At 40.7% G+C, this 19,689-nt stretch carries 18 protein-coding genes and 1 pseudogene; 8 read left to right on the top strand and 11 right to left on the bottom strand.

Annotation, left to right across the window (positions count from 1 at the left end):
• Positions 1-258: 258 nt before the first annotated feature.
• Positions 259-549, bottom strand: coding sequence for an Lrp/AsnC family transcriptional regulator (locus MKY77_RS04140; RefSeq protein ID WP_339149027.1), 291 nt, complete (start codon positions 547-549; stop codon positions 259-261).
• Between MKY77_RS04140 and MKY77_RS04135 the strand changes: the two genes are divergently transcribed.
• Complete coding sequence (locus tag MKY77_RS04135; RefSeq protein ID WP_339149026.1) at positions 543-686, top strand: Ltp family lipoprotein; 144 nt, start codon at positions 543-545, stop codon at positions 684-686. The genes MKY77_RS04140 and MKY77_RS04135 overlap by 7 nt on opposite strands.
• 103 nt (positions 687-789) lie before the next feature.
• Here the strand turns inward: MKY77_RS04135 and MKY77_RS04130 are convergent, their stop codons facing one another.
• The gene (locus MKY77_RS04130; RefSeq protein ID WP_339149025.1) at positions 790-1,350 is read right to left on the bottom strand and encodes a hypothetical protein; all 561 of its coding nucleotides are present in this window, start codon (positions 1,348-1,350) and stop codon (positions 790-792) included.
• Between the two features lie 173 nt (positions 1,351-1,523).
• Here MKY77_RS04130 and MKY77_RS04125 point away from each other — a divergent pair, with 173 nt between their 5' ends.
• The gene (locus tag MKY77_RS04125) at positions 1,524-1,949 is read left to right on the top strand and encodes a hypothetical protein (RefSeq protein ID WP_339149024.1); all 426 of its coding nucleotides are present in this window, start codon (positions 1,524-1,526) and stop codon (positions 1,947-1,949) included.
• 59 nt (positions 1,950-2,008) lie between these two features.
• Positions 2,009-6,913: a DUF4132 domain-containing protein gene (locus tag MKY77_RS04120; protein ID WP_339149023.1), complete on the top strand. Its 4,905-nt coding sequence runs from the start codon at positions 2,009-2,011 to the stop codon at positions 6,911-6,913.
• Positions 6,914-6,990: 77 nt separating this feature from the next.
• Here MKY77_RS04120 and MKY77_RS04115 read toward each other — a convergent pair whose 3' ends face one another.
• Positions 6,991-7,545, bottom strand: coding sequence for a hypothetical protein (locus MKY77_RS04115; protein WP_339149022.1), 555 nt, complete (start codon positions 7,543-7,545; stop codon positions 6,991-6,993).
• Complete coding sequence (locus MKY77_RS04110) at positions 7,542-8,831, bottom strand: hypothetical protein (RefSeq protein ID WP_339149021.1); 1,290 nt, start codon at positions 8,829-8,831, stop codon at positions 7,542-7,544. Before MKY77_RS04110 ends, MKY77_RS04115 begins: the two co-directional genes overlap by 4 nt.
• Before the next feature lie 322 nt (positions 8,832-9,153).
• Here MKY77_RS04110 and MKY77_RS04105 point away from each other — a divergent pair, with 322 nt between their 5' ends.
• Complete coding sequence (locus MKY77_RS04105) at positions 9,154-9,600, top strand: GNAT family N-acetyltransferase (RefSeq protein WP_339149020.1); 447 nt, start codon at positions 9,154-9,156, stop codon at positions 9,598-9,600.
• Between the two features lie 112 nt (positions 9,601-9,712).
• Here MKY77_RS04105 and MKY77_RS04100 read toward each other — a convergent pair whose 3' ends face one another.
• The 3 genes from MKY77_RS04100 to MKY77_RS04090 form a co-directional block, all read right to left on the bottom strand.
• Entirely contained in the window at positions 9,713-10,462 is a 750-nt protein-coding gene (locus tag MKY77_RS04100; RefSeq protein ID WP_339149019.1) for a YqcI/YcgG family protein, read from the bottom strand.
• Between the two features lie 204 nt (positions 10,463-10,666).
• Positions 10,667-10,984 (bottom strand): metalloregulator ArsR/SmtB family transcription factor, encoded by a 318-nt coding sequence (locus MKY77_RS04095; protein ID WP_339149018.1) that lies wholly within the window; start codon positions 10,982-10,984, stop codon positions 10,667-10,669.
• On the bottom strand, positions 10,985-11,404 hold the full coding sequence (locus MKY77_RS04090) for an SRPBCC domain-containing protein (RefSeq protein ID WP_339149017.1): 420 nt from the start codon (positions 11,402-11,404) through the stop codon (positions 10,985-10,987).
• Between the two features lie 1,160 nt (positions 11,405-12,564).
• On the opposite strand from MKY77_RS04090, the gene MKY77_RS04085 reads away from it, so the two are divergent.
• A complete protein-coding gene (locus MKY77_RS04085) occupies positions 12,565-14,043 on the top strand; it encodes an Lsa family ABC-F type ribosomal protection protein (RefSeq protein ID WP_339149016.1) in 1,479 nt (492 codons plus the stop codon).
• Between the two features lie 62 nt (positions 14,044-14,105).
• Here MKY77_RS04085 and MKY77_RS04080 read toward each other — a convergent pair whose 3' ends face one another.
• Entirely contained in the window at positions 14,106-14,408 is a 303-nt protein-coding gene (locus MKY77_RS04080) for a hypothetical protein (RefSeq protein ID WP_339149015.1), read from the bottom strand.
• A 92-nt stretch (positions 14,409-14,500) separates the two neighbouring features.
• Positions 14,501-14,788: pseudogene (locus MKY77_RS04075) on the bottom strand (HIT domain-containing protein); the annotation flags it as partial.
• Positions 14,789-14,895: 107 nt separating this feature from the next.
• Here MKY77_RS04075 and MKY77_RS04070 point away from each other — a divergent pair.
• The 3 genes from MKY77_RS04070 (at position 14,896) to MKY77_RS04060 (ending at position 17,352) form a co-directional block, all read left to right on the top strand.
• Positions 14,896-15,495 carry a TetR/AcrR family transcriptional regulator gene (locus tag MKY77_RS04070; RefSeq protein ID WP_339149014.1) on the top strand — a complete coding sequence of 200 codons (600 nt, stop codon included), beginning with the start codon at positions 14,896-14,898 and terminating at the stop codon, positions 15,493-15,495.
• 139 nt (positions 15,496-15,634) lie between these two features.
• Complete coding sequence (locus MKY77_RS04065) at positions 15,635-16,582, top strand: ATP-binding cassette domain-containing protein (protein ID WP_339149013.1); 948 nt, start codon at positions 15,635-15,637, stop codon at positions 16,580-16,582.
• The gene (locus tag MKY77_RS04060; protein ID WP_339149012.1) at positions 16,579-17,352 is read left to right on the top strand and encodes an ABC transporter permease; all 774 of its coding nucleotides are present in this window, start codon (positions 16,579-16,581) and stop codon (positions 17,350-17,352) included. The genes MKY77_RS04065 and MKY77_RS04060 overlap by 4 nt, the downstream gene beginning before the upstream one ends.
• 21 nt (positions 17,353-17,373) lie before the next feature.
• On the opposite strand, the gene MKY77_RS04055 is transcribed toward MKY77_RS04060, so the two are convergent.
• A complete protein-coding gene (locus MKY77_RS04055; protein ID WP_339149011.1) occupies positions 17,374-18,123 on the bottom strand; it encodes an SDR family oxidoreductase in 750 nt (249 codons plus the stop codon).
• 202 nt (positions 18,124-18,325) lie between these two features.
• Entirely contained in the window at positions 18,326-19,669 is a 1,344-nt protein-coding gene (locus MKY77_RS04050) for a GH1 family beta-glucosidase (protein WP_339149010.1), read from the bottom strand.
• Positions 19,670-19,689: the final 20 nt, after the last annotated feature.

Here is a 19,689-nt window from a genome sequence, read left to right as displayed (position 1 = left end):
TTTTCCCCTCTTCCTCTCCTTTAATAGTTTCATTGTATCGACATTTTACGAGATATTATTTTTGCAAAATTCCATCAAGTCATTTTTTTTAGAGAAACGAAATATATATGTTTTTAAGACATAAATAAAAACAAGGGTATCAGAATATCAATTCTTAAGACATTCTGGACATCCTTGTTAGCTTCTGTATTTATGGCAATACCGGCAAATTTCATCGTCATGAGTGTTAGCCCTCAGAACACCACATGAGGCATACCCTTAAATCACCGGTTTAAACTCCACTACAGAAGATAGTTTTATCAAAGTAGACGGCTCTCCAAAAGGTAACGTAGCATCAATGAACTCCTCGAGTATCTTCACTGATTCCGCAACCACCTTAACTAAATAACTGTACTGGCCAGCTAATCTATGGCACTCTACTACGACCGGATGTTCTTTGCAAAAATCCATGAATTTCTTCCCTTGTTTTGTATCAAATAGAATAAAGGCTGTTACATTTTTATCAAGTTTTTCAGGGTCAAGCAGCAAGAAATGCTGAAACGATGTCACAAACCCAAGCAGTAAAAATGTCTAAAGATTACTTGAATTACACTGCTTTTTCAAGAAGTGGCTTAATCGCACGGTTAGGATATGAAGGTTTCAGTAATGCTGATGCCACTTATGCTGTGGACGAAGTAGGTCTATAATAAAGTTTCGAACAAAAAGGGCTTTAATAGAATAACAAAAGGATCATCCAAATTGGGTGATCCTTTTTCATTTTCAACTATAGGGAACAAGTTCCTAGACCCACTATAGTTCACAATCAAGCAGCATTACTGCCCCTTTTATCCCATCATATGAGTAGGGTTTAGCTATTCGTTGCAGTGAAGCCAAGGAGATGGTTTTCTGGTGTGGGAAATGTAAGTCCAGTTCCTTTGTTGAAACCACATAAAACTCCCAATGCGCTGTATTTAATGGATTAACCTCATTTGTATCTTTTTCCTTAAGCAAACAAAACACATATAAATCTGCAGACCTTTTTGCTGTAGCACTATACGTATTTGTTACATAATCGTATTCCTTCTTGGCACCAATCGTAAAACTGATGTTGGAATACCGATCCTTATGCCATGCCTGAATGTAAGCTGAAGACTTCACTTCAATTTTCTTATCCTGATAAACTAAATCAAACGAATCCCATTCTACACGCGGTTGGTCCAGACACCCTAGTGCTGTCCCAACTAGAAACTCTGCAAACACACCTCTGAGATTATTCGTTAGTATGTCTGAAAATCCCCACTGCCAAAAATCCAAGGCGGTTTGATCTGTGCCGACAACTTTACTATCTGGTTTAAGAGTTGAATTCCTCACAGCCATCACTTCCAATGGAGTATTTAGGAGAGACTCATCCTATACTAAACTGCTTCCCTGTTACTTCTATATTAAACTAGAGTAGAAGTCCTTTTGTTCTTCGTCCCATACTTAAAAGGATTATTCTAACCTTTATAGAATAGTAACTAATGAAGAATCGGGGGAATCCGTTTATGAACATATACCTATCACTAAAATCCATAGCAAAACGTAAAAATTTTATCACAAAAAAACCCTATGAACTGCCTCAAAAACCACACACCCTAAGAGAACTCATTACTCAAGTCGTAACGAAAAACGTGGAACATTTCAACAAGAAGGCTAGCAATCCGGAAACACCATTTTTACATTTCCTATCACCTTCCGATATCGAGCAGCAGGCCGAAACTGGGAAAGTAGGCTTCCAAGCACTATATAGCGACAAGCAAGCAAATCATGCTAAAGCTATCGAAACCGCCATCCAAGCTTTTGAAGATGGCTTATACCGAGTGTTTATAAATGACGAAGAGGCGGAGCAATTAGATACTACACTAGAAGTACCAGACGGGGCGGAAGTTGTATTCATACGCCTGACCATGCTCACAGGCCGAATGTGGTAATCAGCATCAAATAATTTCTCAATTTTTATACCAGTAGGCTACAAAAAGGAGAATACGGGATGACATTAAAATCAAGCGAAATCTATTTAATAGATTATGAAGCAAACATTGCAACACTAAATGAACAGGATCAAAAGATAGCTAGACACCTTCTGAAATATATGCAAACGGACGAGTATGACCAGGGTCGACATGCTCGCCGTATTACTAAAACACTCAACACCCAAGAAGAAACCGACCAAGACAAGCTCAAGCGGCTAGTGGACTTTACTCGGAACTTACTCGGCGATTACCATGCGAATGTCATGCAATACATCATCCATCACGCAACAGAGTATCCCTACTCAACAGGCTATGATCGGAGACCATTCCGCACCAAAAATTTAACAGTTCATTTAAATAGAGTCATTGAAAAATTCGCATCCCTCCATGATCTGGCCAAGCATCGCGTCACTATCCTGGACATTCTTACAAACCGGAACCTTGACATAAACAACCAAGTGATCAGTGATATCATCGCTTATGAGCTAGATGAGCAAAACGCCAATGTTCTAAGCTCACTTAAAGAAATCATCTATGGTGACAACAACACTGCCCTCCTGACAAGAGAAATGATAAAAGGCATGTTGCTTAGCCATCGGGAAGAAGCTTATACCATCATCGGGGACCTCCTTGTGGCAGCGAGACTTCAAGAAGGACTCCGACAAAGCATTGTTGAAACAATGGATGAAGGCACATTAGAGGCAACAACGCACCTGCTTAATGTTATCCTTGACAACAACCTAATCCGATACAGCTCTGTTGTTAGAGCAATCGACGTGTGGACGGGCTTAACACTCGAAGCGGAACAAGCCCGTGTCACTAAGCAAGTGGTTCAATACATTCATGATAGCCTGACAAATCCTGACCTCCGCAAAAAGTGGTTAAAGAGTGATAATTTGAACAAGATGTACACAAGCCTGTGGGCAAGTGCAGTAATCGAGGAGGATGACCTCACCGACCTGGTAATAGAGGTGATGAATACAGGCGAAACCTACCATAAGATAGTCGCTCAATCCATGCTCTCTCAGAGTCAGAACGATCTGCTCAAATACACGATCGCGTCCAAGCATCTGCATGAAACCGATCGTGAGCTCCAATACTTTCTGCTCACTAACTATACGTATGAATGTTATTTTTCGTATAACTGGAACCGGAAGACTGATCAATATAATTATAAAATCGAGTTCGAACGCATTCCTCAACTGGAAGAGAAGGCCGAGAGACTACGACAGTTCAATCTTTTTAAAGTCATGCTAGACAAGGCTCCGAATAAAGACATCACCATCAAATCCAGAGCTTTCAATGGAATGGAGATAGCTTACTCTGCTGACTCTATTGTACAGAAAATGCTTTATCTTACTGCTTATGATATGGATGAGGATCTCATCAAGCAGCTCATCGAGAATAAAGACAGGTACAGCGCAGATACAAGAGGCTATTTACTTGATTGCTTTACAACAAATCCATCCAACCCTACTCAACGCGAGTATATTTTTACATGCTTATCGGATAAAAGCATGAGCAACCGTGAAAAGGCTATGACGCGGATCCTAAACTTAACGCTGGCACCTGAAGAAATAGTAAAAGTGGAAGCCATACTTAAATTAAAAACAGGAAGTCTCCGGCAAAGTGCTTTAAAGCTTTTACTCACGCTAGAAAACGAAAAACTAGATGCATCACTGGACCGACTTTTAACAAGTAAAAGTGAACTGCAACGGGTCGGCGGACTAGAAATGATCTCAGAGCTAAAAGAAGCCTCACAGGAAAAGTTCAGAATGGTAAGGGACAAAAGCAAGATAATCAAATCGCCGACGGGAAAAGAAAAGCTGTTAATAGACAAGCTATCAACAAAAGAGGAATATAGCCTAAAGAATGGTTTTGGTCTATACGATCCAGAAGAACAATGGGAATTGCCTAAAGTACCTATTCCAAATGTCGCAGCCAATAATGTGTTTTCGACCGACTTCACAAGAATCCGAGAAATTCTAACAAGTCTTTCGGAGTTGATTCACGAGCATCGCGAGCACCAATATGAAGTCGAATGGTACGGTTATAAGGAAACGCATTTAGTCGGCGAAACACTCACACGCAATCACACCAACGAGACCCATGAAAAACGGGAAGGAATAGATGACCTGCCTCTTGCTGAGGTGTGGCGTGACTTCTTTAAAACGATACAAATCACTACACATGAGCTTATCGAGCTAAATAGTATGATCAGTCTGGATATTGTCTATCGCTACCGCTATAAAAGGGTTAGCAGATGGGAAATGGATGACTATATAACGCCAAATGATTGGCGCAAGGAGTTTCTTGATAGCGTATATCCATTAGAAAAGGTAAAAGTCTTTTATACCTTTGCCCCAGAGCTACCTTATTATAGTCAGATAAACGAAATTGTCTCGTCTTATTTCCAGGAACTAAACAAGGAAGAGGTTTTCGTAACAGTAAGCGGCATGCTTCATACGATGATGGAATCTATCCCTGAAGAGAAGCAGCATTCTGAGCGTCAGATGTATCAGCTTATTACAAACCCATGGCTAGACTGGGCTAAAGCAAATGTGTATGATGATGCATCTTATAAAACCTACTTCCTACTATTATATAAACTTTACACGATAAATAACTTCAAACGATTTGGTCCATCCCTTGAAAAGCTAGTGCGAGCCTATGATTTGGGGCTTATCAAGGATACCGAGCTTACCAAAGCACTATTAGGAAGAGAAAATAGTAAAGATTACATCTTTGAGTTAACAAGAACGACGACGGACACAACAAAAATGCCTCCTTCCATTGAGCCGATAAGAGAAAAAGTCATCGCTCGTATCCTTGAGATGGAACTAAAGCGTGGTGACCTCCAAACAGAGGTCACCACACTTGCAACGAGAATCCAGTATTACGAGGGCATGGAGTATTTTATTACGATATTAACAGGTCTTGATAAGGAAGCGTTTGTCCGAGGCTATTTCTATTATTATGACAGTCTGAATAGGACAAAAAAGGAATCCTTTAGCCACTTACTACAGGTCTGTCATCCAAAGGAAGGCGAAAACGAGGAGCTGTTGAGACAGCTTCTAAAAGATAAGAAAATCTCTGACAAACGCCTACTTGAGGCGGCCATGTATGCTCCACAATGGCTGGACATTGTAGCAGCCTATTTAAAATGGGACGGTTTAAAGAGTGCAGCATGGTATTTCCATGCGCATACAAATGAAGCCTTCTCCGCCGAAAAAGAAACGAAGGTTGCGCATTACTCACCAATTACACCAGAGGAATTTCATGACGGTGCCTTTGATATCGATTGGTTCAAAGAAGCTTACGGGCAATTAGGCGAGGAGCGCTTCGCTATATTATATGATTGTGCAAAATATATTTCCTCGGGAGCCAACCATCGCAGAGCCCAATTTTTTGCTGATGCGACACTTGGCAAGCTGACTTTGGCGGACATGAAAACCTCCGTTGAAACGAAGCGAAACAAGGATCACCTTCTCTGCTATAGCTTGATCCCTTTTGAAAAAGCCAACACAAATGATATCCTCGAGCGCTACGAATTTATACAGAAGTTTTTAAAAGAAAGCAAGCAATTCGGCGCACAACGGCGTGCAAGTGAAGCAAAGATTGTCGCAATTGCACTTGATAACCTTGCCCGAAATGCCGGGTATAAGGATGTAACAAGACTTCGCTGGGATATGGAAGCGCGGAAGATGGAAGAGGTCATCTACTTCTTAGAGCCGGTGGAGATCGATGATATCACCGTTCAGCTAGTTATTGATGGAAACGGCAAAGGTGACATCAAGGTTATCAAAAATAATAAAGAGCTGAAATCCGTCCCATCAAAATTTAAAAAGCATGCATACATCTTAGAGCTCAAAGAAGTAAACAAAGCGCTGAAGGAGCAATATAGCCGGGCAAAAACAGAGCTCGAACGCTCTATGGAGCTAGAAACACCCTTCACCCTAAAAGAGCTAAGTAACATGATTAAAAACCCAGTGGTTGCACCACTTGTGGAAAAGCTTGTGTTCAAGGCAGATGACAAAATTGGCTTCTTCTCCGGGGAAGCGTTTCAAGCTCCAACAGGGGAAAGCTATCAGCTTGAATCAGACGATAAGATAACCATCGCCCATCCGGTTCACCTATATGAAAGTGGACGCTGGAGTGACTACCAGCAATATCTATTCGATCAGCAGATCAAGCAGCCCTTCAAACAGGTATTCCGTGAGCTATACCGACTAAATGCAGACGAAAAAGCGGCAGGAACAGAATCCAGGCGCTATGCAGGACACCAAATTCAGCCAAAGAAAACGATTGCCTTATTAAAAAATCGCATGTGGACCGTCAACTATGAAGAGGGATTGCAAAAGGTCTATCACAAGGAAAACATCATTGCAAAAATCTATGCAATGGCAGACTGGTTCTCCCCTTCTGATGTTGAAAGCCCAACCCTTGAGACGGTAGAATTCTTTGACCGGAACACGCATAAAAGCATAAGTTTAAGCAACATTCCAAAAATCATCTTCTCTGAAACAATGAGAGATGTGGACTTGGTCGTAAGTGTTGCACATATCGGTGGAGTAGATCCAGAAGCAAGCCTAACAACCATCGAAATGCGAGTAGCCATCATGCAGGAATCTCTAAGATTGATGAAAATAAAAAATGTAAGAATCGAAGGGAAATTCGCACACATAAAAGGAATTCTCGGAGAATACGCTATCCACCTGGGAAGTACCATGGCCTACAAACAAGCAAGCGGAAGCCTGCACATCCTACCAGTCCACTCGCAGCACAGAGGAAAGCTATTCCTGCCATTCTTAGATGAAGATCCAAAAACAGCAGAGATTTTATCGAAGGTCATCATGCTTGCGGACGATAAGAAAATGAAAGACCCAAGCGTGTTGGAGCAGCTAAAAGGGAGAAGCTCCTAATCATGCCCGTCCCAATGCTCTAAGGCACATAATAAAAGACAGTTTTCACCTGTAAATGTGAAAACTGTCTTTTTATTCTACAGAGGGTTAGCCTTTAAAACTTCCTCACACGTACTTGAAGTTATGAAATAGCGGATAAGTGTTTCTTGCTCAAAAGTTTCACCTGTTGAGTCTTTATATACGATCTTAATTGCATCAGTAGAAGCAGTATCTTCAGAAGTGGAAGTTAAAGCAAATACTAGATTCCATTCCTCATTTGGCTTTATTTTCGCATCAAACGCTTCTACCCGCTCATCCCAATTCTCCGGCAGTGGGAATTCTGGGGTGTCTGTTGGTGGCCACTCACCAAATCCCAGCAGCGCTTCATCATGGTTAAGCTTTACAAGAACCGCTTCTTTAAGTTCCAGGCCATCAGCATTTACCAGAGAGATATCAGTAATAGTAATTTCCTCATCTCCCTCATGTATGAGAAATGTATCCCCAAACATTCTGCTTGCTCCATCCCCTCCAGGTACACAATCCATTCCCGGTGTTTCACCAAGGTTCAAACTGCTTCCGACTGGATTTGAGTTCGTGCACCCACTGATGAATAAAAGTAAGGTGAGCAATAAGAGAGACTTTACTCGAATCATAACGACCTCATCACCAAGCGTTTCGGGGACCCATTAGGTTTATCATGTGTACCGCAAAGTCTCCCGGCGGTTTTAAATTCATATTCTATTTTGGAATTGGTTGTGTATCCGGTTTGGCTGGACAAGTCAATTCCAATTTTCCCGCTAAGCTTTGCGCCATTAGACCATGTTATAGTTTTGGTACTCGCCTTTTCTCCGCCACTTCCAGCTGATCTGTACGGTACACAGTAACTACTAGATGTTGTAGGGACACTTACGTTTCGATGATTGGTACCGCCTTCATGTTTGATCGGTCTAACAGACCAAGAAAAACTTGGGCCAGGGCTACGGGTAGTAGTGCAATATTTTCCATATGAAAAGTAAGTATCTAGATGACGTGAAGTGGCTGAAGTGTACCATGGCCATGTAGTCGTAGTGCTTCTTGATCTAGTAACAGTACCACTTGAACTAAACGATCCATATTTACCAGATGCGGAAATACCGACACCTAAAGTACTGGAAGCACTGCCAGAATACGTAAATTTCATATTCTTTCCACTTGTTGCTGTATGAATGGAGCCAACATTCACCAGTCGATCCCCTAAATTCTCAACTAATTTTGTACCTGTGGAAGGACAGCCGTTTGAAAAGTCTGCTGGTAATGAATTATTTCCTACCTCTGTGTAAAGCCCTGTATCTACTTCAGAGACTATTTCTTCACCTACTACCGTAGAAGCTGCAGGATTGTTCAAAAGCAAATTAACACCTATAGCATTAACTACCTGACCCGTGGTGTGGTCAACTTGCGCCCCAAAAGGATTATTTTCACTTTCCTTTTGTGTGGGTTCGATAGTGAAACTATACGTTACCGTTCCTGACTCAGTCCAAGCAACAACGTCTACATCCATCATTCCGTCTTTAGACCATAAATCAGATATGTCTATACTTGGGTCTATACTAAGCTTAAAGTGTCCTTTCGAATCTGTTACTGTTTTGGCAATCGGAACAAGATCGAATGTGTCACCCTCTTTCATCGAACCAAGTTTCTCTGAACTAGGCCATGCCTGAAGATAAACGGCAGCGTTTTTAGCTGCTTGTCCCCCGTCATAGTTCAAGATCTGACCGGTAACAACCGGGTTGACATTTAAGTCTCTCGTATCAGCGACCTCCGTTAACCACCCTTCAAACTCAGCTTTTCCCCCACTAGCTGTACTCTTTCCGCTTGCTGATACATTAAACGTCGTGCTCATCAACAAGACTATCACTAAAGACCATAACCCAAAAGCAACATGAAACTTCTTTTTCATTCTCCAACCTCCTTTTAGTTTTTTTATATGTAAAATACTCTTAGAAGCTTTATACAAGATTAGAAATATTTTACTTTATCTTACAGCGAATTAACAATAGTTATAATTGACTAAATATTCAAAAATATAACTCCCGAATGAGGAATATGTATTGGTTTTCGCGAAATCAAGTGAACCAAACATTTCCTTAAATATTTAGGTTATATTCTATTATTATAATAAAATCGAATGCTGACTTTATAATAACCTTCAAAAAATTATGTAATTAAAATAATGCACCCTATAAAATATAATTAAACTTAAAGAAGGGAGAGAATTTCAAATGGAAACCTATCAAGCTACCATAAAAGATTTAGAGGGCGTTTCATATTTATTTAATATGTATCGCATTTTTTATCAACAAGCATCCGATCTAGAAGGGGCAAAAACCTTTATAAAAAATCGTTTAGAAAATGAGGATTCTGTAATATTCGTTGTAAAGATAAACGATGAATATGTCGGATTCACCCAACTTTACCCTACCTTTTCATCCATTTCTATGAAAAAAGCATGGATATTGAATGACATGTTTGTGGATGCAAAGGCGAGAAACCATGGAGTCGGAGAAAACCTTTTACAAAAGGCAAAAGAGTTTGCTAGGGAAACAGGTGCTAAAAGTATTACGCTTGAAACTGCACCAGACAATGAAGTGGCTCAAAGATTATATAAGAGAAATGGATACAAGAGAGATGAGGAGTTTTATCATTATTATTTGGAACTTAAGGAGTGATTTCATTTTGGTTTATATTCGTAAACTCCCTTACTACTTTAAAGGGAGAAGGAGTCGACTTTCCCTGGCTACATTACTCACAGGAAAAGCGCAACATTTGCGCTTTTTCCCGTTATATTTTTTTGGTTGCTTTTATACTGCGACGGAACGGACATTTAGATAGAGCCGTATCGTCATCATGGAGAAAGTATTGCTTCCATTCATAGTTTTCCGGGTTTCCATAGCTGTTTAGGGCTGGATGTATCCCAATGGAGTCATAGTTTTCCACTCTTTTCCGCACCTGCGATTTGATTTTTTGTGCGTATTCTTCTTGCTTGCCGAATTCCTCCAGAACCCATCTTGGGGTAATGGCAAGTAAGTAATCCTCTGAGTGCCTGCTTTTTCGGTTTGTATGGGAGGGAGTTCCGCAATACATGAAAAATCGTTCCCCATGAAAACAAAATTCCCATAATGGATGATGTGGGTCGGAAGGGATCTGGGTCGGCCATTCTATTTCATCTATTTGAGTAAGCCCGTTCAGCTGTCTCCAAAACAGTTGTTCCCAATGTTCTGTAGGAAGGGATTCTTTTATCTCAAAAGGAGTTTCAAAGAATACGAGAAGTGAGGTGTATTTTCCAAATTTCTTGGCAGAGCCCGTATAGATAGACAGCAATTCCCCCAGTTCTTCGATGGCTTTATCACTTCTTGGGTCCCCGGCGAAACCATAGCGGAACTGATTCATGGCAAAACCTTGTGTGGCAGGTATGCAAGGAAACGGCCTCTCTTTGTCTTTCATCTTAACCTCAAACCTTTCCAGCGCCCTTCTCTGCCAAGGTGCTAACAACTTCATATCTGAAGGATTGTTTTGGTACAGTTTCTTCATCTCACTCACCCCCTAAAGCATATTCAGTATATTGAAAGCTAAAGGGATGGGTGACTGCAGATTATTCCCAGAGGGGTGAAATTAGAATAAGAACTGTGGTGCGAGGGGACAGGTTCCTCGACCCGCCAACCTTTTAAACTATTTACAACGCAAGTTCTATAACGAAAAAGAGACATGTCGCATTGGCATGTCTCTTCTTATATGTTAATCATCATTTTCAACAATATGTTTAAGGATTGACAATTTGTTATCCCAAAACTGCTCATAATAAGATAACCATTGTTTTACTTCTGTTAGCGGTTCTGGATGCAATTGATAAATCTTTTCTCTCCCTACCTTTTTACCACTGACTAATTTAGCTTCTGAGAGAATATGAAGATGTTTTGCTACGGCTGTACGACTAATAGGAAAATGAGATGTTATTTCTGAAATAGCTAATTCTTTGTTAGCAAGCAATCCGAGAACTTTTCTTCTTGTTGGGTCAGCAATAGCTTGAAATACATCATGCTTTACTGCTGTCACTTATCCTTCAACAACCTTTTTAAGTCGCTCATTAACAATATCCACCCAACCATAATTCATTCTCTCACGAATTACACTACTCTTTTCGTTTGCTTTTGGAAGAACAGTATCTGGTGATTTCCAGCCACCATGTATTAATGTAAACTCTGTTTTTTCGCCCAGGTCTTTTAATAGAAAAGAAACGATCCATCCATCAGTATCCCATGAAAAAGATATTTTGTTTGGTTCATCCACTTCTAATACTTTACATGGAGATGGACCAAATGGGGATTGTACATGGAATTCATGTCCTTCTCTAGCCTCAAAATCATTAGGCATAAACCATAGCGCAATACCTTCAGAAGTTGATACCTTAGCCCATACTTTTTGTATAGGTGCTTCAAAGATAACTGTTTGCTTAATATCTTGTAATGTCTCCATTCAAATTTCTCCTTTTCCATAAAAATACGAAACCATTTGGTTACGTATCCGAGTATATAACACCTTTAGGTTTCATGTCAACAACACCTATGTTCTGAGAAATTCCTACATAGATCTGACCTATAATAAGCGAAAATAGCAAACCTTCCCATTCACACTTTAAAGGAGTGACGGGCCAGCGTTCCTGTCCTCTCAACCCAAAAAGTGTATGAAGTGGTGAAAGAGTACATCTCCACATTGGATGGTGAATCAAGTCCATCGGTTTCCATACAGTTGGATCAATTCCTTGGTTTTCATCCTGCAATGGTATTCCATATGATATGCTACTTGGGTGGGGTGTATTTACTCCAACTGTTTTGTATTTTGTTCAAGGTATTTTGACCATAAATCCAGAAAAAATAATTTCATAGCTCAAATATTTTCTAAGAGCTGAACCGGTGAGCATGCCTGGCTTGCTGTTAAGATAGTGACATAGATTTGAAGATCCAGCAATATTTCACAAAAACTGTATACACATAACTATCACGTTTCGACCTGTTTGGAAAAATCCCTACATAAATTTGTAAATCGGAATGTTTGACCTATAAAAATATCTTTAAGCGAAAATAGGAAACCTTCTCATTCAGACTTTAAAGGAGAGAATTGATGATTCGAATAGTTAGTGATTGAGGATGTATAAAGGCGGTAAGTGAAGTTAGTGAGTGTATTTCCTCTATTAAAGAATTAAGGCCCAGCCCCTCTACCCAACTTCCTGAAATTAGGGAGATGCAAATGGTGGGTATTCATGTTATCCTATAGTAGAATAAATGACAATTAAGAAAGGACTGACCTTATACTAATGATTCTCTAATTCTTAACCTTTGCATGTTAATATTTTGCGGTTTTATAGGGGATAGGATTAGTCTGGTCATTTTTACAAGTCGGTTCGATGTTTATACTATTAGCGACTTTAAATATGATTTTCTACATCCTTCCATCATTGTATGGAGGGATTTTTATTTTCTGGAAAGGGGGAGATAGTATGTCTATGGAGCGGGAGGTTACGCATGAAGTACTCCGTATAGGTCGTTATACTCCATCACACTTATACGGAGCAGAGTAGACGAGATGGATATACCGACTTTGTATGAAGCGAGTGATATACAAAGGAGGAATGAAATATGTCAATGATACAAGTACAACAATTAACTTTTTCTTATCCAAGCAGCTTTGATCCTATTTTTGAGGATGTGAGCTTTCAGATTGATACAGATTGGAAGCTCGGGTTCATCGGCAGAAATGGACGTGGGAAAACAACCTTTTTTAATTTGTTATTAGGAAAGTTTGAATATAGCGGGAAGGTCTCTAGTGCCGTCGAGTTTAATTACTTTCCATATCCGGTACAGGATAAAAGTAAAGATACCCATGAGGTGCTGGAGGAAATTTGCCCGCAGGCAGAGGATTGGGAGTTTCTTCGGGAGATTGCCTATTTAGATGTCGAGGCAGAGGTCATGTATCGTCCATTTGACACCTTATCAAATGGGGAACAAACGAAGGTTCTGCTGGCTGCGCTATTCTTAAAGGAAGGTCAATTTTTATTAATTGATGAGCCAACGAACCATTTAGATACGGAAGCACGAAAGCTGGTTTCTAGTTATTTGAAGAAGAAAAAAGGGTTTATTTTGATATCCCATGACCGTAACTTCCTGGATGGCTGCGTGGATCATATTTTATCGATAAACAAGGCCAATATCGAGGTGCAAAGCGGCAATTATACTTCCTGGAAGTTGAACTTTGACCGCCAGCAGGAGCATGAAGAAGCGACAAACGAACGCTTGCAAAAGGATATTGGCCGTTTAAAGCAGGCATCCAAACAGTCAGCAGGCTGGTCAAATCGAGTGGAAGCCTCCAAGAACGGAACAACCAACTCCGGATCGAAACTAGATAAAGGGTTTGTCGGACATAAAGCCGCAAAAATGATGAAGCGCTCTAAGAACCTTGAGGCTAGACAGCAAAAAGCAATCGAGGAAAAATCAAAGCTTTTAAAGAACGTGGAAAAAATGGATTCGTTACAATTAACGCAATTAGAACCGAAAACGAATGAGCTCCTTCAATTGACGGACGTATCTATTATGTATGACGGCCAGGCAGTGAATGAACCGATAAGCTTCAAGGTGGAACAAGGAGATCGAATCGTATTAGATGGAAAGAATGGCAGCGGGAAAAGCAGTATATTGAAACTGATCCTAGGAGATGACATTCAACATACCGGCACCATTCATGCCGGGTCCAATCTCATCATTTCCTATGTTCAGCAAGACACCTCTCACTTAAAGGGGATGCTAGCAGAATTCATTGAGGAACATCAGCTCGATGAGACACTATTCAAATCCATCCTGCGAAAAATGGATTTTGACAGGATACAGTTCGAAAAAGATATCGGCCATTATTCAGGCGGGCAGAAAAAGAAGCTGCTTATCGCAAAGAGCTTATGTGAAAAAGCCCACCTATATGTTTGGGATGAACCATTAAACTTCATTGATGTATACTCCCGTATGCAAATCGAAGAACTGATCCAGACCTTCCAGCCCACCATGATTTTCGTCGAGCATGACCAAACGTTTCAAGAGAAAATAGCGACGAAGACGGTAAAAATGTGAGGTTGCAAGCAACAAGCATGAGACTTTTATCACCTCATGCTTGTTTGTTTTTAGGTTTGGATTTAATAAAAGAAAAAGAAAGAAGCAAAGCATCCAAGAAGTATAGAGCATGATGCAAGGAAAAAGGGGTTTATGTAACTTTTCTTTTCTTCATTAGAAGATGGAGTATATTTCCCTAAATACTGAACCGCTACAGTGGCTGCTCCAAATTTAGAAGCACCACCACTATACGTGATAAAGGCAGCGACAATGCCTGTAATGAATGCGACATTACTAAATCGAAAGTCAAAAAGGTGGGAGATCATGTAGATAATACCGAGCAAGACTACTAAAGTTAAGAAAAAATAGAGAAAGAGCTTTTTCATGTGTATGTACCCCTTTTCTTAGTGGAAGTGATATAGGTAACATACGGATTAGGAATAAAAAAGTTCCATTTTAAGTAAATAACTCCTCATAACTACAGAGAACTTTTAATAATCTCAGCAATTACCTCAACCATCCTCCCCCTAACCCGCTCCAATTCCATAACATTCACTTCACCCACTGCTTCCTCACTATAAAAATCCCCAAACCATTGCCCCTCATACCTCGGCACCACATGCATATGGTAATGAGTCAATTCATTAAACACCCCTCCATTTTGGTTAATGGTAATACCGTCTGGTTGGTAAAGGTGTTTCAAGGCTTTGGATAATAGAATAGAAGCTTTCATAATGGCATTGGCAGTTTCGTCAACAAGTTTATCGGCAGCCTATGCAATCTTTATGTGGCAACTTCAGATAGCCTGGCCTTTTCCCCGACGTCTTCTGTTATGCTAAAATAAAGAAAATAACAAAGAGGAGATTTGATTTAATGGCTCCATTAAGTGAAGAACAACTTGAAAAAAAGCGTCATGAAAGAAAGATACAAATATTAGCTGCGGCCATTAAGGTTTTTTCGGAAAACGGGATCAAACTAACTAAAATTAGTGTCATTGCCAAAGAAGCTGGTGTAAGCCACGGTTTATTGTATCATTATTTTCAATCAAAAGAAGAGGTGTTACATGCAAGCCTTGAATGGGCAACTGCCGGAACGAATGAATTGTTGGATGAAATAACCAATCTCAATGATTCTGCCATAGAGAAGATTCGACTCTTTACTAAAATTGCCCTGTCAGAAGGGAACAGTGATACATTTCGGGTCATTCAACATGTCATGCGTGCCAAAGATGCCGTGCCCCAAGCTACCAGTGACATGATTGAAAAACAAGGCTCCACTTATATCCAACAGCTTTACCCCCTATTTTCGCAGGCACAAAGTGACGGCGATATAATCGAGGACGACCCAGAGGAATTATTAGGCTTATTCTTAACGGTTATAACAGGTGTCCTAATGGAAGGAGATCATAGTTATTGGAGCGAAAACCTTGATCACAAAGTAAATTTGATATTGAGAATGTTCACTGTACGTTAACTGACCCTATAAAATTTTATACAATATAAATTCATCTTCCCATCCCATTTTTTTGATTGACAATGGATGGGTTTTCATTTATCTTTAAATTGACTGATTCAGTCAATCATAAACAAGCTCTTAGAAAGGTAGTGTTAGTTTGAATACACCTATTATTTCCGTTGATCAATTGAAGAAAGCCTATGGCGAGAAAATTGTTCTTGATGGTCTTTCCTTTCAGGTGAATGAAGGTTCTATCTTTGCACTACTTGGAGAAAATGGTGCAGGTAAAACCACCACGGTCCAGATCCTATCTACATTGATTCGTTCAGATGCAGGGATTGCTAAGGTTGCAGGCTATGATTGTGGGTCAGAAAAGAAGTCGGTACGCAAGTTAATCAGTCTTACCGGGCAATTTACTGCCGTCGATGAACTGTTGACCGGAGAAGAAAATATGCACATGATGGCCAGACTAAATCATCTCCGGGGCGCTGATGCAAAACAACAAACTCAGGAACTACTGGAGAAATTTGATCTGATAAAAGTAGCCAAACGTCCTGTAAAAACCTATTCAGGTGGATTAAAGCGAAGATTGGATATCGCTATCAGCCTTCTTGGTTCTCCTAAAATTGTGTTTTTAGATGAACCCACGACAGGCCTGGATCCAATAAGCAGAATGAACATGTGGCGTATTATAAAGGACTTAGCAAATAATGGAGTAACCATATTTTTAACAACCCAATATCTAGAGGAAGCAGATCAGCTCGCAAACCATATAGCAGTGATAAATCAAGGACGAATCGTTGCAGAAGGATCATCAGCTGAGTTGAAACGTCTTGTTGGCGAAGAGAAAGTAGTATTTCAGTTTGAAAATGAGCATGATTTTGCCAAAGCTGAGGAGCACGTGGGTATAGGGGCTTTCGCTGAAAAAAGTGAGCTGCGTCTCTCTGTAAACACGGATGGATCAGGTGAGAGATTAAGAGTTTTATTGAATGACTTGCACCACATTGGGGTGGAGCCGGCTAGTGTTCAGTTCCGTAAGCCAACTCTTGATGACGTCTTTATGAAAATGATCAGTGAAAAAAAGAAGGAGGTCGTTTCCCTATGAACGTTTCATCCATATTATGGGGGTTCAGTGATGGCTGGGAGATGTTCAAACGCAATCTTAAGCACATCTTCCGGAATCCAGAGTCTTTATTTATCAGTATTATTTTACCGATTATATTAATGTTAATGTTCGTCTATGTCTTTGGAGGGGCAATCCAAATAGGCACAGATTATGTTAATTATGTGGTGCCTGGGATCATTATCATCTGTGTGGGATATGGTAGTTCCATGACAGCGGTGAGTGTCTGCCAAGATAAGGTCGGCGGATTATTCGACCGACTTCGAAGTATGGCGATCCATCCATCCGCATTATTAGTCGGGCATGTAACGGGAAGCTTTGTCCGAAATATGATCAGCACGACGTTAGTATTCATCGTCGCTCTATTAGTGGGCTTTCGTCCAGAGGCTAGCATCCTCCACTGGATCGGCGTCATAGCCTTTTTAAGCTTATTTATGCTCGCGATCAGCTGGCTATCGGTTATCTTTGGATTGATTGCCGACAGTGTGGAAACAGCTAGTGCCTTTACGTTTTTCCTCATGTTCCTACCTTATGTAAGCAGTGCCTTCGTTCCAACGGAGACGATGCCTTCATGGTTGCATTTCGTAGCCGAAAATCAACCAATGACACCACTGATTGAGACGCTCCGTGGCTTATTAATTGGAACACCGATCGGCAGCAATGCTTGGTTGAGTGTGGCTTGGTTTGGAGGCTTGTTAATATTTGCTGTAATTGGGGCCGTTGTGGTGTTTAATAGGCAAACAGGGAAGTGAATCCTCCCTCATAATCCCTTTTTATATTCCATATGTGTTGCCTCCATTTACGGAAAGGGTTTGGCCAGTGATGAAGCTAGAATCTTGGGATGCTAAAAAAAGGACGGCTGATCCGATATCCTGAGGTAGACCGACTCTTTGGAGAGGAACATTTTTGACATAATCCCTTGGGTCGATACCTTCATGTCTTTCCACTGGGATAAACCCAGGATGGATGAGGTTTACTGTTATCCCATGAACCCCAAGCTCACTGGCCCAAGATCTGGTCATCCCAAGCTGGGAGGATTTTGCTGTTACATAGCTGGAGAAATTCGGATTACCGATTTGGACGACTTCACTTCCAATATTGATGATTCTACCTTCCTTTTTTTTCTTCATCCCTGGCAGTACTGCTTTGGTGAGAAGGAGTGGCGCTTTGACGAAAAATACTAATTGATCCAAATAATCGTTCCATGTACTTTCCTCAATAGAGAGCTCCGGCTGTGGTCCGGTTGCATTGTTCACTAATATATCGATGGTGGTACCGCTAAATTCTTCCGCTTTCTGAATAAGCTTCCCCACCATCTTCTCATCTGTGATGTCTGCTTGAATGGCAACAGCTTTTCCCCCGGTCAATCGGATATTTCGAACCGTTTCCTCCGCATGCACAGAATTATTAGCATAATTGACGATGACAGTAGCTCCAGCTTCGGCCAAAACAGCACTTATTGTTTTCCCAAGACCCCTCGAACCACCAGTTACCAGTGCTATTTTACCTTCCAATTTCCCCATATTTACAATCTCCTCCAAAATATCAAAATCTCATTTCCCTTAAGCTCTTTTCTCAAAGATTGTTGCTACTCCCGAATGAATAGTCGGCAATTGGACTTTTCCCAGCTTACCTACTCTTACATAGGCATATAGTTTACTAGGTATAACTGGGAAAAGAGCCAGCAAGTAGAAAATTCTTTTCTACCTGCCTCCATTCGATTTCTTATACCTCAAACCAATTGTTTTCGATCGTTTGTTTATACCAATAGAAGCTGTCTTTCTTTGTTCTCTCCAATGTCCGGTAGTCCACATGGACAATACCGAAGTGCATGCTATACCCTTCCGCCCATTCAAAGTTATCTAAAAGGGACCAAGTAAGGTAGCCTTTAATATTCACCCCATTCTCTATGCTTCTATTCAAAGCGATAAGATGCTGTTTCAAGTAATCTATTCTTCCTTCATCTTTCACCCGGCCGTCTACAGGGCCCTCATTATAGCAGGAACCATTTTCCGTAATATATATAGGAATCGTCCCGTATTTTTCATTGATATATGTCAGGACTTTGTAAAACCCTTCCGGATACACATTCCATCCGATATCGGTCTTTTGATAACCTTGATCGACACGTTCATGATCAAACAGCCCCTCATTTTCTTTAAAACGGCCTACACTACCGGTATAGTAGTTGATTCCCAAGAAATCAATCGGCTGCTTTATCATTTCCATATCGCCTTCTTCTATATGGACAGACACACCTTTTTTCCCCAGCCAATCGACCATGAAATCCGGGTAGGTCCCTTTAAATACTGGATCAAAGAACCATTCAATAAACCAGCCGCCAGCTCTTCTGCAAGCATCAATATCTTTTTGGCTATTTGAATATGGTTCGTTCCATTCCACATTTGGCGCATAACCTATTTGCCCTTCCGTTCCTAACTCCCGGAAGCGTTTGACCGTTCTTCCATGTGCAACATGAAGGTGATGCGCGACATTGACCGCTAGCTGTAAATCACGATTTCCTGGTGCATGTGCCCCAATATAATTGGAGAGAAAAGATACACACCAAGGTTCATTGAAGGTGATCCAATGTTTTATTTTACCGTTGAACTCGTTGAATATTACTTCTGCATAGGCTTCAAACGCATCGATAGTTGCACGGTTATCCCAGCCGCCTTGATCTTGCAGCGCCTGAGGTAAGTCCCAATGATAGAGCGTACACATCGGTTCCATTCCATTTGCTAAAAGCTCATCTACTAAACGGTGATAGTAATTCAACCCTTCCTGATTCACTTCACCTGTCCCATTAGGGAAAATTCTTGGCCATGAAATAGAAAACCGGTACATATCAATGCCAAGATCCTTCATTATTTCAACATCTTCTTCATAGCGGTGATAGCTGTCGCAAGCTACATCCCCGTTATCACCATTTACTATTTTACCAGGTGTTTTGGAGAAGGTATCCCAGATGGATGGACCTCTTCCACCTTCATTATAAGCACCTTCAATTTGATAGGAAGCAGTTGCTGTTCCCCATTTCATATCAGCGGGGAATTGAATGATTGCCATTTACATTACCTCCGTTTTAC

Origin of the sequence: Sutcliffiella sp. FSL R7-0096 (assembly GCF_038595065.1) — a bacterium.
Lineage (GTDB): Bacteria > Bacillota > Bacilli > Bacillales > Bacillaceae_I > Sutcliffiella_A.
Note: the sequence above shows the minus strand (reverse complement) of the source record. Positions and strands in the feature narration are given on the sequence as shown.